The 14,650-nt window shown below is 50.1% G+C and carries 15 protein-coding genes; 12 read left to right on the top strand and 3 right to left on the bottom strand.

Annotated features, from left to right (window positions below; all coding sequences use genetic code 11):
• Window positions 1–243: 243 nt before the first annotated feature.
• The 3 genes from nuoF to QNJ26_05650 all read right to left on the bottom strand — a co-directional run bounded on the left by nuoF (window position 244) and on the right by QNJ26_05650 (window position 3,072).
• Window positions 244–2,031: an NADH-quinone oxidoreductase subunit NuoF gene (nuoF, locus tag QNJ26_05660; protein ID MDJ0985012.1), complete on the bottom strand. Its 1,788-nt coding sequence runs from the start codon at window positions 2,029–2,031 to the stop codon at window positions 244–246.
• 175 nt (window positions 2,032–2,206) lie between these two features.
• A complete protein-coding gene (locus QNJ26_05655; GenBank protein MDJ0985011.1) occupies window positions 2,207–2,560 on the bottom strand; it encodes a DRTGG domain-containing protein in 354 nt (117 codons plus the stop codon).
• Window positions 2,561–2,577: 17 nt separating this feature from the next.
• A complete protein-coding gene (locus QNJ26_05650) occupies window positions 2,578–3,072 on the bottom strand; it encodes an NAD(P)H-dependent oxidoreductase subunit E (protein ID MDJ0985010.1) in 495 nt (164 codons plus the stop codon).
• A 258-nt stretch (window positions 3,073–3,330) separates the two neighbouring features.
• Here QNJ26_05650 and QNJ26_05645 point away from each other — a divergent pair, with 258 nt between their 5' ends.
• The 12 genes from QNJ26_05645 (at window position 3,331) to mtnA (ending at window position 14,584) form a co-directional block, all read left to right on the top strand.
• A complete protein-coding gene (locus QNJ26_05645) occupies window positions 3,331–4,170 on the top strand; it encodes a purine-nucleoside phosphorylase (GenBank protein ID MDJ0985009.1) in 840 nt (279 codons plus the stop codon).
• Window positions 4,151–5,470 (top strand): amidohydrolase, encoded by a 1,320-nt coding sequence (locus QNJ26_05640; GenBank protein MDJ0985008.1) that lies wholly within the window; start codon window positions 4,151–4,153, stop codon window positions 5,468–5,470. Before QNJ26_05645 ends, QNJ26_05640 begins: the two co-directional genes overlap by 20 nt.
• Before the next feature lie 34 nt (window positions 5,471–5,504).
• Window positions 5,505–6,824: an amidohydrolase gene (locus QNJ26_05635; protein MDJ0985007.1), complete on the top strand. Its 1,320-nt coding sequence runs from the start codon at window positions 5,505–5,507 to the stop codon at window positions 6,822–6,824.
• 257 nt (window positions 6,825–7,081) lie between these two features.
• The gene (gene ade / locus QNJ26_05630) at window positions 7,082–8,791 is read left to right on the top strand and encodes an adenine deaminase (GenBank protein MDJ0985006.1); all 1,710 of its coding nucleotides are present in this window, start codon (window positions 7,082–7,084) and stop codon (window positions 8,789–8,791) included.
• Window positions 8,792–8,949: 158 nt separating this feature from the next.
• Entirely contained in the window at window positions 8,950–9,303 is a 354-nt protein-coding gene (locus QNJ26_05625; GenBank protein ID MDJ0985005.1) for a DRTGG domain-containing protein, read from the top strand.
• Window positions 9,304–9,361: 58 nt separating this feature from the next.
• A complete protein-coding gene (locus QNJ26_05620; protein MDJ0985004.1) occupies window positions 9,362–9,802 on the top strand; it encodes an ATP-binding protein in 441 nt (146 codons plus the stop codon).
• Window positions 9,799–11,169 carry a [Fe-Fe] hydrogenase large subunit C-terminal domain-containing protein gene (locus tag QNJ26_05615; GenBank protein ID MDJ0985003.1) on the top strand — a complete coding sequence of 457 codons (1,371 nt, stop codon included), beginning with the start codon at window positions 9,799–9,801 and terminating at the stop codon, window positions 11,167–11,169. Before QNJ26_05620 ends, QNJ26_05615 begins: the two co-directional genes overlap by 4 nt.
• Window positions 11,144–11,488: a DRTGG domain-containing protein gene (locus QNJ26_05610; GenBank protein ID MDJ0985002.1), complete on the top strand. Its 345-nt coding sequence runs from the start codon at window positions 11,144–11,146 to the stop codon at window positions 11,486–11,488. Before QNJ26_05615 ends, QNJ26_05610 begins: the two co-directional genes overlap by 26 nt.
• 41 nt (window positions 11,489–11,529) lie before the next feature.
• Entirely contained in the window at window positions 11,530–12,267 is a 738-nt protein-coding gene (locus tag QNJ26_05605; protein ID MDJ0985001.1) for a PHP domain-containing protein, read from the top strand.
• A complete protein-coding gene (locus QNJ26_05600; GenBank protein ID MDJ0985000.1) occupies window positions 12,268–12,825 on the top strand; it encodes an ATP-binding protein in 558 nt (185 codons plus the stop codon).
• An 18-nt stretch (window positions 12,826–12,843) separates the two neighbouring features.
• Window positions 12,844–13,212 carry a (2Fe-2S) ferredoxin domain-containing protein gene (locus QNJ26_05595; protein MDJ0984999.1) on the top strand — a complete coding sequence of 123 codons (369 nt, stop codon included), beginning with the start codon at window positions 12,844–12,846 and terminating at the stop codon, window positions 13,210–13,212.
• Between the two features lie 256 nt (window positions 13,213–13,468).
• A complete protein-coding gene (gene mtnA / locus QNJ26_05590; protein MDJ0984998.1) occupies window positions 13,469–14,584 on the top strand; it encodes an S-methyl-5-thioribose-1-phosphate isomerase in 1,116 nt (371 codons plus the stop codon).
• The last annotated feature ends 66 nt before the right edge of the window (window positions 14,585–14,650 follow it).

Genomic DNA, 14,650 nt, shown 5'->3' with positions numbered 1-14,650 from the left:
AAATTAAATTTATGAAACCTAATTGAGCGATTGTCGAGGTCAAAGATCCGCCTCAGGAGGATTGCTGCGGCTACACGGCAGATGTCGTTCCGCTATAGTAAACTATGCGGAACGGCATCTAATCCGACTGCGGCGGAGTGAGATCGGCAATCCCGGAGGGTTCCAAATTTTTTAATTTAAAATGGATAGAATTCCTTAAAGTGAGATTCATTAGCATTTTAAAATTTGGAACGCTCATTTAGGTTAATCGATTGCATCAAACTTGCATTTATCATAGCACGTCATGCATTTGATGCATTTTTCTTTGTCAATAACGGCCACCTCCTTCTTTTTCCAGTCAATGGCCTCAACCGGGCAGGCTCGAAAACACATGCCGCATTTGGTACACAGCTCCGGTTGCACTTCAAACTTTAACAGGGCCACACAGCGCTTGGCCGGACAGCGTTTTTCTAAAACATGGGCTTCGTACTCGTCTTTAAAATACCGCAACGTTGACAGAACCGGATTAGGCCCCGTCTGGCCCAAACCACACAGTGCCGCTTCCTTGATGGTGTCAGAGAGTTCCTCCATAATGGCAATATCTTCCGGCACCCCGTGACCTTCACAAATTTTTTCAAGAAGCTGCAGCAGCCGCCGTGTGCCTTCACGACAGGGGGTGCATTTCCCGCAGGATTCATCCTGCACAAAATCCATAAAAAAGCGTGCCATGTCCACCATACAGGTGTTTTCGTCCATCACAATCGCGCCACCCGACCCCATGATGGCACCAACCTTGGCAATTTCCTCATAGTCGATGGGGATATCCAGATATTGCTCAGGCACGCATCCGCCAGAAGGCCCACCGAGCTGCACGGCCTTAAACTTTTTCTTGTTGGGAACGCCACCGCCAATATCATAAATCATTGTTTTCAGCGTGGTGCCCATCGGCACTTCCACCAGACCGATGTTGTTGACATCACCCGAAAGCGCAAAGACTTTGGTCCCTTTGCTGCTTTCCGTACCGACACTGGCATACCAGTCCCCACCGTTGAGAATGATCTGAGGAATGTTGGCCAGTGATTCGACATTATTTAAGATGGTAGGTTTTTCCCATAAGCCCTTGAGGGCTGGAAAAGGCGGACGCGGGCGCGGCATCCCGCGCTTGCCCTCAATTGAGCGCATCAGCGCAGTTTCTTCACCGCAAACAAAAGCACCGGCACCCTGGTAAATATCGATATCGAAGTCAAAACCAGAGCCAAGGATATCGCTGCCCAGCAACCCATACTCCCTGGCCTGCTCAATGGCAATGTCCAGCCTGCGGATGGCTAGCGGATATTCCGTGCGCGCGTAAATATACCCGTGCTGGGCATTGATGGCCCGGGCGGCAATCAACATGCCTTCCAAAATAGCATGCGGATCAGATTCTAGAATGCTGCGATCCATAAAAGCGCCCGGATCGCCTTCGTCTGCATTACACAATACGTATTTGATATCACCAGCACTTTTGCTGGCAAATTCCCACTTCAATCCGGTAGGGAACCCGGCACCCCCCCGCCCTCTCAAGCCCGATTTTTTCACCTCAGCAATGATGTCTTCGGGTTCCATCTCCTGCAGCGCCTTGGCAGCGCCAAAGTAGCCATCGCGGGCGATGTATTCCTCAATCACCTCCGGATCAATGGCCCCTTTGTTGCGCATCGCCCAAAACATCTGATGCTCAAAGAAGGGAATCTCAACCATATTGGGAATGGTTTCTTTGGAAGCGGGCTCCACATAAAATAGTTTTTTGACCGGTCGGCCCTTGAGAAAGTGCTCTTCAACGAGGTGCGGAATGTCTTTAACCTTCAACTTCTGATAAAAAATACCTTCAGGCTGAACCAGCATAACCGGTCCGACCGCACAAAAACCATTGCAGCCGGTCTCAATGATCTTAATTTCGTCTGTTAGCTCCCGGCGGTCTATTTCTTTTTGGAGTTCTGCGTGAAAGACGTTGCTTTTATAAGCGTGGCAGCCTGTTCCGCCGCACAACATCAACTGTGTTCTCACTTTATTCATGCTGGGCTCCCGCAAGTGATCATTGAATATTTAAGATTGATTATTGAATATTTTACCGCTTTCAGTCGAGTTCAAAAATTACAAATTAAATGGAACACTTTTAATTGAGAGTTCGAAATATCAAAAAGGATAGAATTCCTCAATTATACAATTATCAATATTCAATGTTTCTTACTTACCACGAACCATCCAATCCACGAAGTCCATTGACATACAATCGCCCGCTGGCAACAAACAGGGAATATTTTGTCATCAAGGCGGGCATTTGATAAAATTTTGCCAGTTCGATAACGGGTGTATCGGGCTTTTTACCCCTGACAAACACCACCGCTGCAACATCAGCGACCTTGGCGGTTCGCAACACCTGCTCGGTTGTCAGGCCGGTCAGCAAAACCGCATCTTTGGCGACCGCCGACAGCACATCCGCCATTAAATCAGCGCCCCCGGCACCCACGACATTGCGATCCAGCTGATCTTCTCCTGTTAGAACAGTGGCATCCAGAATCTTTTGAATTTCAGATAATTTCATCAGCGCCACACTGTCGGCTACTCGTATTTTTCCAGCACTTCGATAACCTTGTCGGCTTTGACATCACCGTATGTATCCTCATCTACGACCACGACAGGTGCCAGACCGCATGCCCCAAGGCATCGGACGGCCTCCAGTGAAAACCGACGATCTTCGGTGGTGCTGCCTTCTTCAAGCTGGTATTCATTGCCGATCCGGCTCATCACTTCTTTAATGCCTTTTACATAACAGGCAGTACCTAAGCAGGCTTTGATCAGGTGTCGGCCCTTGGGCGTCAGGGAAAACAAGGAATAAAATGAAACCACCCCAAACACCTCGCTGCGGGACAAATTCAGACCATCGCTGATATAGTCAATCAGCTCCACCGGCAACCAGCCGACCACATCCTGGCATTCTCTCAAAACACCAATGATTGAACCGGGCACATTGCAGTTGGTAGAAATGATGTCATCGATTTTAGGCCACATTTCATCTGAAATTTCGGGATGGTCAGGACGGGTGTCAGGTGCCATGGGCAGATCTCCCTCGTTTGCTCGTGGTTATGACAGATACGATAAAGCTGAAACGTTACCAAACATATAATTTGGTCACCCATTACACAATAAAAGCGGGGCAGGATCAAGGGAGTTTGTATGTCACAATGTCATAAAAAAGTCAATGAGAACATCCTGTTTTGAGCCATCATATCTGATGGCTTGACGACTGCTATCTGCTGAACTAAAATGACATCTTTCTCAGGTATGTTTAAACTGAAACCGCAGAGGCAAGCCATGCAAAATTTAATGCAGCATCTGGCAGAAACCACCGCTTTCATCAAAGGCAAGACCCAGGTCAGACCGTATATCGGTTATTTGACCGGTACCGGTCTGGGTGAAAGTGCCGAATCGATGTCGATTGATCTAACCGTTAAATACAAAGACATCCCTCATTTTCCACTGTCAACGGTTCAATCTCACAAAGGCCAGTTGCTGGTCGGTGAACTCAACGGTTGCCCGATGATCACCCTGCAGGGCCGCTTTCATCTCTATGAAGGCTATAGCCCGCTCGAAGTCACCTATCCGATTCGCCTGATGCAACAACTTGGCGTCAAAATTCTGTTCCTTTCCAACGCCGCCGGTGGTCTGAATCCCAAATTTAGCGCCGGCGACATCATGTTAATTGATGACCATATCAATTTGACTGCAACCAATCCGTTGATCGGCCCCAACGATGACCATCTGGGCACCCGATTTCCGGATATGTCCCGCGCTTATCACCCTGACCTCATCGCTTTTGCCGAAGAAACGGCTCATGCCGCTAAAATAAAGTACCAGAAAGGCATTTATGTCGGTCTGATAGGGCCGGCCCTTGAAACCCCGTCGGAGGTCACGTTTTTACAAACCATTGGAGCGGAGGCTGTTGGATTTTCAACAGTGCAGGAAGTCATCGCCGCCGTCCATGGTGGCCTGCGGGTGTTGGGGCTGTCGACGATTACCAATGTTCACAACCCTGCAGATCCGGTTCCCGCCAACGTTGAAGAAATCATCGCTGTCGCTCAAAAAGCAGCGCCGTTGCTGGAAGCGATCCTTAAAGGAGTTGCCAAACGAATTTATGAAACCGAAATTCGCTGATATCCTGATCATAAACGGAACCATCCTGACAATGGATGCCAATGACACCACCATCGTCAATGGCACAGTTGCTATCGCCAAGGATAGCATCGCGGCAGTTGGTCCGGCAGAAAAATTTTCCGATTGGCGCGCATCCGAGGTTATCGATGCCCAGGGCGGAATTGTCATGCCCGGACTGATCAACAGCCATACGCATGCTGCCATGACGTGTTTTAGAGGGCTGGCAGATGACCTGCCATTGATGACCTGGCTCAATGATCATATATTTCCAGCAGAAACCAAGCTAACTGAACAGATGGTCTACGCCGGCAGCCTGTTGGCCTGCGCAGAGATGATCATGTCCGGCACCACCTGCTTCTGCGACATGTATCTGTTCGAGGATGCCGTTGCCCGAGCCGCCCATGATGCCGGTATGCGCGCGGTGGTCGGTGAAGTCTTGTATGATTTCGACTCGCCCAATTACGGCCCCATTGACAATGGTTTTGAATATACCCGCAAAATGATCGATACCTGGCAGGATGATCCATTGATTAATATCGCTGTAGAACCGCATTCGGTCTATTTGTGTGCGCCGAAATTACTTAAGAAGGCATTTGACCTGGCCCAGGAATTTGCGCTGCCACTGGTCATCCATTTAGCTGAATCTAAAAGCGAAATTGAGCAAGTCAAAGAGCGATATGGTCGGACACCGGTGGAACATATGGCTGAACTTGGGCTATTGGCTCCCAATGTGGTCGCTTGCCATTGTGTTGAGCTGACGGAAAACGATATCGCCCTACTGCAACGTTTTGATGTCAAAGTCGCACACAATGCCGAAAGCAACATGAAATTGGCATCCGGTGTGGCGCCAATCCCCAGGCTGATAGATGAGGGCATCTGCGTGGGATTGGGAACCGATGGTTGCGCAAGCAACAATGACCTGGACCTTTTTTTGGAAATGGACACAGTGGCCAAACTCCATAAGGCCAAAACCTTAGATCCCACCGTTATGAATGCGCAAACAGTTCTCAAAATGGCCACCCGTAAAAGTGCTGCGGTCTTGGGTATGGATTCGGTTATCGGTTCCCTCGAGGCTGGTAAAAAAGCAGATCTTATCATCATCGACACCAACAAACCCCACCTGACGCCAATGTACAGTCCGGTTTCGCATCTGGTTTATGCAGCCATGGGAAGTGACGTCCGTGCGTCTATTATTAACGGCACAATCGTAATGAATGACGGACAGCTTAAGACCATGAACCTCGGCAGGGTTATGGACGAGGTCAACCAAATCGCACAGGATATCATAGCCACTAAATAACAGAATTGGATCTTTGTTCAGGTAACGTGATCCCATGCCCTACGATCTTGTCATCCATAACGGTACTTTTGTAACCGTCAATGAGCGCTTTGATATTATTCCTGACGGTCTGCTGTGCATCAAAGCGGGCACTATTGAACGCCTCGATATCCTGCCTGCTGATCAGTCACCGCCGCCAGCAACTGAGACGATTGACGCCAATGGTGGGATCGTGTTGCCGGGTTTGGTGAACAGTCACACCCATCTTCCCATGACCCTCTTTCGCGGTTTGGCCGACGACCTGCCATTGGACAGCTGGTTAAACGAACATATTTTCCCGGCTGAAAGCGCCCATCTTCAACCTGACAATGTAAGTTGGGGTGCCTTGCTGGCATGCGCTGAAATGCTGCTTTCGGGAACAACCACCTGCTGTGACGGCTATTTTTTTGAAGACCAGGTGGCAGCGGCTGTGGAAACCAGTGGTTTGCGTGCGGTATTGGCCCAGGGGATAATTGATTTTCCGGCGCCCGGCGTGCCGGATCCTAAAAATAATATAAAGGCTTCCCGGGCATTTGTCTCCAAGTGGCAGCACGCATCCGCTTTGATCACGCCTTCGGTATTTTGTCATTCAGCCTATACCTGCAGCGGCGAAACCTTAACAAAAGCCAAAGCGCTTTGCATTGATGCCGGCCTGTGTTTTCAAATTCATGCAGCCGAAACCCAAACTGAGTGCCGGCAGATACAGCAAAAATATAGAAGCACACCCATTGCTTATTTGGATGACCTGGGGGTACTGGATGCAGACACCTTGCTGGTTCATTGTGTTTGGCTTACAGATGACGACATTGACATCATTGTTAAACGCAAGGCCAGTATTGCGCATAACCCGGAAAGCAATGCCAAATTGGCTGCCGGCATTGCACCGGTACCCCAGCTTATAAAGGCCGGTATACCGCTGGGACTTGGAACCGATGGATGCGCCAGCAACAACAACCTTGATGTGTTCCACGAAATGGACATGGCCGCCAAGATCCACAAAGCACAATCACATGACCCCACTACGATGGATGCCCGAACCGTGGTTGAGATGGCCACCATCGGTGGTGCCCGGGCCATTGGTCTGGATCACCAGATCGGCTCTCTTGAAGTGGGCAAACAGGCCGATGTGATCGTTATCGATCATCGCAGCCCGCATTTGACACCGATGTATCATCCGGCATCACATATTGTCTATACCGCACAAAGCGCCGATGTACGTGATGTCGTGGTCGCCGGACAAGTTTTGGTGCGCAATCGACAGATTCTCAGCCTGGATGTTGAAGAGATTATGTCAAAAGTCAACGAGATTGCCGATCAAATTCAAAAGAGCCGATGAGTTCTAAAGGCCTGGTTTCAGGTGTTCCGCCGCAGGCGGATTAAGGTGTCAGGGAAGTTAAGACAAAACCCCGAGCCAGTGCAAACATACGTCTATTAGAGCTGTTGAATAGCAAAGACTCTGCATTGGACACCAAAGGCCTGACACCTGACACCCGAAACCTGACACCAATTTTGGGGCTGACACCTGAAACCTTTCTGTTGAGGAAACCTGAAATTTATAAGACTAACGAGCTGCTTATTTAAAGGAAACTTAAAATGAACTTGACCGACATAATCAAAGCCGCTCACGGTGAAACACCCGTTGATTTGCTGCTAACCAATGCACAGATTGTCGATGTCATGACCGGCGAAATTGTCCCGCAGGCGCTTGCCATCAGCAATGGTATCATCGTCGGATGTGGCCAATATGAGGCCAAGGAAATTGTGGATTTAAACAAGCGCTATGTCGCACCCGGTTTTATTGATTCCCACGTTCATATTGAAAGCGCCATGACATGCATATCCGAATTTGCCCGGGCCATCGTCGTGCACGGCACCACGACCGTAGCCGCCGATCCCCATGAAATCGCCAATGTGTTGGGCACAGACGGCATTGCCTATATGCTGCAGGCAGCCGAAGACCAACCGATCGACATTTATTTTACCTTGCCCTCCTGCGTGCCGGCCACCGATATGGAAACCGCGGGCGCCCGCCTGACGGCCGAAGATCTTGAGCCCTTTTTTAGCCACAAAAGAGTTGTGGCCCTGGCTGAAATGATGAATTATCCGGGCGTCATTTTTGGCGACCCGGATGTTCTGGCCAAAATCGATATGGCCAAAAGACACCGTAAGCCGATCGACGGGCATGCACCGGGTGTTAATGGAAGAGCACTGAATGCCTATATCGCCGCTGGCATCAGAAGCGATCATGAGTGCACCACCGCGCAGGAAGCCAGAGAAAAAATGGCTGCTGGAATGCACATTATGATTCGCCAGGGGACCGGTGCTAAAAATTTAAAGGCATTGCTGGAGGCTGTAAATGATCGCACGTCCAGACGTATGATGTGGTGCACCGATGATCGCCACCCCCATGACCTGATCGAAGAGGGCCATATAGATTCAATCGTGCGCGAAGCCATAGGATCGGGTCTGGATCCGATTTTGGCCATCCAAATGGCCACACTGAATCCGGCCGAATACTTTCGTCTTGATCATCTGGGCGCCATTGCCCCTGGCAGACAGGCTAATTTGGTCGTCTTTTCCAATTTGCAAAAACCGGTGATCGAACAGGTATATTGCCGCGGTGTTGTGACCGCCGAAAACGGAAAGATCCTGCCCCATATACAGGCACCGGCGCCGGCGCCGATTGCCCCTTCAATGCATGTGGATTTGAATACAATTGATTTCAGCATTGCGGCTGATAATAAAAACATACGCGTCATTGAACTCGTGGCGGATCAGTTGATTACTCATGAGTGCATCGAACAGCCGACCATCAGAAATCTTCAGGCCGTCAGCGACCCATCAAGGGATTTATTGAAGCTGGCAGTTGTGGAACGCCACAGCGCCAGCGGCAATATCGGCAAGGGATTTGTCAAAGGCTTCGGCCTAAAGCACGGCGCCCTGGCATCCAGTGTCGCCCATGATTCCCACAATATCATCGTTGTCGGCGCTACCGATGCAGATATGCAGACCGCATTAGAAGCCGTTGTCAATATGGGTGGTGGTTTGGCAGCTGCATCAAACCGAAAGATTCTGGCACGTCTGGCATTGCCGCTAGCCGGGTTAATGTCCTTTGAGCCGGTCAGCAGGGTGCAACGGCAGCTGGATGCCTTAATCGATGTCACTCAAGAAATGGGCTGCATTTTAACCGATCCCTTTATGATCCTGTCATTTCTGGCGCTGCCTGTCATCCCGGCATTAAAGCTGACGGACAAAGGTCTGATCGATGTGAACAAATTTGAAGTTGTCTCTTTATATGTGTGATGGGTCAGTGTTTAGCCTGACTTATCATTGACACTGAAATCCCTTTGCTCTATACTTTGTGAGCCTTAAGTGTTCGGTATGTTTAATTTTTGCCCTTTTTAGCCGGCTGGTGAAATACCACACGCCCTCATTAACTAAATGAAAAATGGAATCGGTATATGAAGCTATCCGAAATTGTTGATGCGCTCGATGCAACCCTTTTAACCGGTGAGGACAAACTGGATGAAGTCATCACCAGATGCGGTGCCAGTGATCTGATGAGCGATGTGCTGGCCGCGGTTTCCGAAGATTGTGTCTTATTAACCGGTTTGACGACCATCCAGGTCATTCGTACGGCCATGGTAGCCGGCGTCGGGGCGGTAGTCATTGTCAGAAAGAAAAAGCCGCCCCAGGAAGTGATCGACATGGCCAAAGAACAGGGCATACCGCTTATATCGAGCCCGTATTCAATGTTTGTCTCCTGCGGCAGACTGCATGCGTGCAATCTTGTTGGGCTTGACGGACAACGTTAATCTGACAATGTTCAGTGACCGTCCCGCCTGAAAGACCGCACCACCCGGAAATTTAAAAATGGCCCAGCTAAAAAAAAGCTTTCCCATTAAAAGCAGAGATTTTATTCGGGCCGGCGAAGCCTCGATTAACGTTCAAAACCTGCTAAAATCAATGGATTTCGATCCACGCTTGATTCGGCGGGTCGCTATCTGCGGCTATGAAAGCGAAATGAACGTCGTCATGCATGGCGGGGACGGCACCCTGAGCATTGAAGTGGACAGCGACAAGCTAATTTTGGAAGTCACCGATGATGGCCCGGGCATCCCCGATATTGACTTGGCCATGCAGGCCGGATATTCAACGGCCAATGATGACCATCGTGAGATGGGTTTTGGCGCCGGCATGGGTTTACCGAATATGAAAAAAAATTCAGATCGGATTCAGGTTGAATCCCCGGAAAACAATGGGACCGTGGTTCGAATGACTTTTTTTATCCCTGACAAAGGAACATCAGATTGAGCAAAAGACATACCTCGACTTGCTTTGTCCGTTTTGACCGGGACCTGTGTGCCGGCCACGGGTCATGTCTGAGGGTTTGTCCTACCAAAGCCATTCGCATCAAAAGAAAGAAGGCTGTTCGAATTGTGGACCAGTGCATCGGTTGCGGTGAATGCATTCGCATCTGCCGTGAACGCGCCGTCAGTGCAGCAACCGAAGGTCCTGACATTCTGAATAAGGACCAGGTCGCCATTGCGCTGGTGTCACCGGTTCTCTACGCGCAGTTTCCCGGTGTGATGCCCAAAGATGTGCTGTTGGGCCTGCGTCAGATGGGTTTTCAGCACACCATCGACATGTCTTATTTTCTGGAAATGTTCCAGTGTGCCACCGAGGAATTCATCAGTCGCAACCGCGCGTCCGAGCAGGCTCCATGGCCCCTGATTTCACCGATCTGCCCCATCGTGGTCAGGCTGATTGCATTTAAATTTCCCAGCCTATTGCCCAATGTCTTACCGGTGTTGCGGCCGGTGGCATTGATGGCGCGCGAGGTTAAACGGCGACTTATTCCCGAATATCTGGATAAGGGCCAGGAGGTTGTTTTATACTACATCAATCCCTGCCCGACCAAAAAAGATCCAGCATGCCTGCCTGCTCGCAAAAAGACCGCACCTGCTGAGGTAGCGCTTGGAATCAACGACATTTATCCGCACCTGATAAAACATGTGGAGCAAATCAAGGCGGCGGATGCCATTCCTTTTTATCAAACCCGCTTTGAATACGAGACCTGTGCCACGGGCAACGCCTCCATGTGGGGCATGTCCGGTGGAGAAATCGCTGACATGGATATCGAGCGATCTTTGGCAGTTTCAGGGATGGAAGAAACGATTAGCTATTTAGAAAAAATTGAGATGGGGTTGTTTCAGGATATCGAGTATATTGAATTCCGGACCTGCCGAGAAGGCTGCCTGGGCGGGGTGCTAAACGCTATCGATAAGTATCTCGCCAAAAGTGCGGTCCAAAAAATGATCAAGCGATATGGTCTCGGCAGACGCCTGCATCGTGAAAACATTTTGCGAATGTATGAAAAAGGCGAATTTCAAAGCGAGAAAGACCCATCCAAACTGACCAGTTTGTTTGGTGCCCGCAAAAAGGCGCTGTCCATCGATTCAATGCAAGAAATTGAGAAAGTGATGCTACTGATTAAAGGGACCGACTGCACCGCGTGCGGGGCACCGGACTGCCGTACATTTGCCGAAGATGTGGTACGGGGTCAAGCGGCTTTGAAAGATTGTCTTTTTATCGATGCCCAAAGCAAGGCGAAACGCAAATCCGCCACACCGAGAAGAAAGGATGCTGCTAAAAATGTTGGTCAAAGACCTGGTAGATAAATTCGATCTTGAAGTTGCCGGTGGGCAACAAGGACTTGACCGTGAGGTCAACGAGGGCTATTGCGGCGATTTGTTAAGTGAAATTATGGGAAACGCACCGATCGGATGCGCCTGGCTGACCATTCAGGGGCATCAGAATATTGTGGCGGTGGCCGTGCTGCGTGAAATGGCCGCCATAATTATTACCAGTGGCCAGAAACCGGATGCGGAAACCATCCAAAAAGCGGACCAGGAAGGCATTCCTATTTTGCAGTGGCCAGATTCGTCATTTCAACTGGCCGGCCGGCTTTTTAGCGCCGGAATTGGAAATACAGAGTGAGCCCAGCAGGTTGAAATGCTGTACGGATAAAGGACGAACTGGTGTTAAAGAAAATCAAAGCCGACCTCCATATTCACTCTTGCCTCTCACCTTGCAGCGACTGGGATATGAGTCCCAAAAAGATTATTCAAAAGAGTCTTGAGCAACAACTTGATTTAATCGCCATCTGTGATCACAATACAGCCGAGAACGCTGCCGCAACCATGCGCGAGGGCCGTCGGCAGGGTATTGCCGTTTTGCCGGGTATGGAAATCTGCTCCAGAGAAGAAGTGCACATGGTCACGCTTTTCAAAAGCGTAGAAGATGCCATAAATATGCAGCAATATATTTATAAGCATCTGAGTGGAAATAATCAGCCGGAGGTGTTCGGGCATCAGGTGATCGCTGATGAGCACGATCAGGTCCTGGGCGAAAATCCGCGCCTGTTGATCGGCGCCACAGGCCTGAGCCTTATGGATATTGTGCAAAAAGCCCATCATATCGGCGGTATCTGTATCAGCTCTCATGTGGATCGCCCGTCTTACAGCTTAATCGGTCAATTGGGATTTATCCCGGAAGATCTGCAATTAGACGCTGTAGAGGTATCTTACCGCGTGCCCCTTGAAAAAGCACGAACAGAGGTGCCGGGTATTGGCGATTATCCTTGTGTAACAGCTTCAGACGCCCATTTTTTACACGATATCGGTAAGGTGTGGACCGAATTCATTATGGCAGCGCCTTCCCTGGAGGAACTAACGATGGCATTCACCGGTACGGAAGGGCGTCATATTATAAGTTAAATGCGAGAACTATCGTTACATATTTTAGACGTTGTCGAAAACGGGATTACTGCCGGAGGCAACTGTATCTGGATTGAGGTTGAAGAAGATCTTAAGGCAGACCAGCTTAAAATTGTGATTCGAGACAATGGTCACGGGATGCCGGTTGAAAAAATGCAAAATATCAACGACCCCTTTATCACATCCCGTACCACACGCAGGGTCGGACTGGGACTGTCGCTTTTAGCTGCCGCTGCCGAGCGCTGCGAAGGGAAATTACGGGTCGACACAGAACCCGGCAAAGGAACAGAGGTTGAAACAACTTTTCAGCACAGCCATATCGATCGTGCCCCTCTGGGGGACATGGCAGCCACGGTGACAACCCTTATCATTGGAAACCCGGAAATCGATTTTGTTTATTCGCACCTGATCGATGGCAGAGAATTTAGTCTGGATACACGTGAAATTCGAGCGGAAATGGAGGATCTTTCATTGTCCGACCCGGTGTTCATTCACCATCTAACCGAATCGATCCGAACTTCGCTCGCCGATCTGGCAACAAGTGACAATTCACCTTAACATCAGGGGAGGCAGCACATGGCAAAGTTATCCATTGATGATCTTAAAAAGATCAAAGAAAAAACCGCCAAGGAAACCTCACTACGAGATGGCCCCGCCAACATCAAGGTCACCGTGCATATGGGAACCTGCGGCATCGCCGCCGGCGCCCGCGATGTCATGAGTGCCCTGATGGAAGAAATGGCGGAAGCAGACCGTCAGGATATCCGCGTAGTGGCCTCAGGATGTATGGGAATGTGCTCCAGTGAACCCAATGTCACCATTGAGGTCGAAGACAGTGAGCCCATAGTGTATCAACTCATGGATGCCAATAAAATGCGGCAGGTTTTCAAACGCCATGTTCTGCTCGGTGAGGTCCAGACCGATTTTGCATTGGCGAAGATGTAATTAAGCAGCTGTCCGATGTCCGTAGTTCGTCGCCCATTGTAACTGCGGTGCTTAAGCTTACAGGTGTCAGGTGTCAGTGTTCAGGTGTCAGTACCAAAAGATCCGGACTGAGTGCTGAAAAATGAGCCATAGATTAGGACCAGGCCATAAACGACCTTGATTCTGCATTTTGCTGAAACCTGATACCTGACACCTGCTTGCCTCGGCTTAGCTCGGTATAGCGTAGACGGGAAACCTTAAACCAACAAGATTGAACATGAAAGTTGATGGAAAAGATCTCAGGACCATTTGGCTGAGCCCGGATGAACAAACGGTCAAGATCATCGACCAGCGGCGCCTGCCGCATGAACTGGTGCTCATCGATCTCAAAACCGTTGATGATGCCATCTCAGCGATTAAAGACATGGCGGTGCGCGGCGCGCCATTGATTGGCGCCACCGGTGCATACGGTGTCTATCTGGTTGCCTTAAATGCGCCCCCGGATGCTGCTGATGACACCTACTGGGCCACCGAGTGCAACCGCCTCAAATCTGCCCGGCCCACGGCAGTTAATCTTACCTGGGCGGTCGACAGTGTTTTCGCCGCGATAATGAAAGCGCGCCAGTCGGAAAAGCGCATTGCCATTGCCAAAGATCAGGCTGCTGCCATTACGGAACAGGAAGTTGAGCGCTGCCGACAAATCGGTGAGCACGGCATGCCGCTGATCGATGCGATCAGTCAGCGCAAACAGGGCCAAGCGGTCAATGTGCTGACGCACTGCAATGCCGGATGGCTGGCCTGCATCGAGCACGGTACCGCCACCGCGCCCATCTATGCTGCTTTTGACCAAGGGATTGACCTGCATGTATGGGTCGATGAGACCCGACCGCTCAATCAAGGCAATCGCCTGACTGCCTGGGAGCTGGGCAAACACGGTGTCAAACACACCATTATCACCGACAATGCCGGCGGTTACCTTATGCAGCAGGGAGATGTGGATATCGTCATCGTCGGAACAGACCGCACGACCGCCACCGGGGATGTTGCCAACAAAATCGGAACCTATTTAAAGGCGCTGGCCGCCAAAGACAACAACATCCCTTTTTACGTGGCCCTGCCCTCCAGCACCTTCGACTGGGATCTTAAGGATGGCGTCAAGGAAATCCCCATTGAAAAGCGAGACCCGGATGAAATCCGCTATATTGAGGGTTTAGCCAACAACAAAAACGAACGTGTGCTCATTTGCCCGGCCGATAGCGCTGCTGCCAATTATGCTTTTGATGTCACACCGTCAAGACTGGTGACCGGTTTTATCACTGAACGCGGTATCTGCAAGGCGACGCCCGAAGCAATCGGGAAGTTGTTCCCTGAATATTTTCATCGAGGAAAATAATGTTTGGAGTAGCCGCAAAAATCAGGTGTCAGGTGTCAGTGTTCAGGTGTCAGCAACCGGCCCGAA

Source organism: Desulfobacterales bacterium (assembly GCA_030066985.1).
GTDB lineage: Bacteria > Desulfobacterota > Desulfobacteria > Desulfobacterales > JAHEIW01 > JAHEIW01.
Note: the sequence above shows the minus strand (reverse complement) of the source record. Positions and strands in the feature narration are given on the sequence as shown.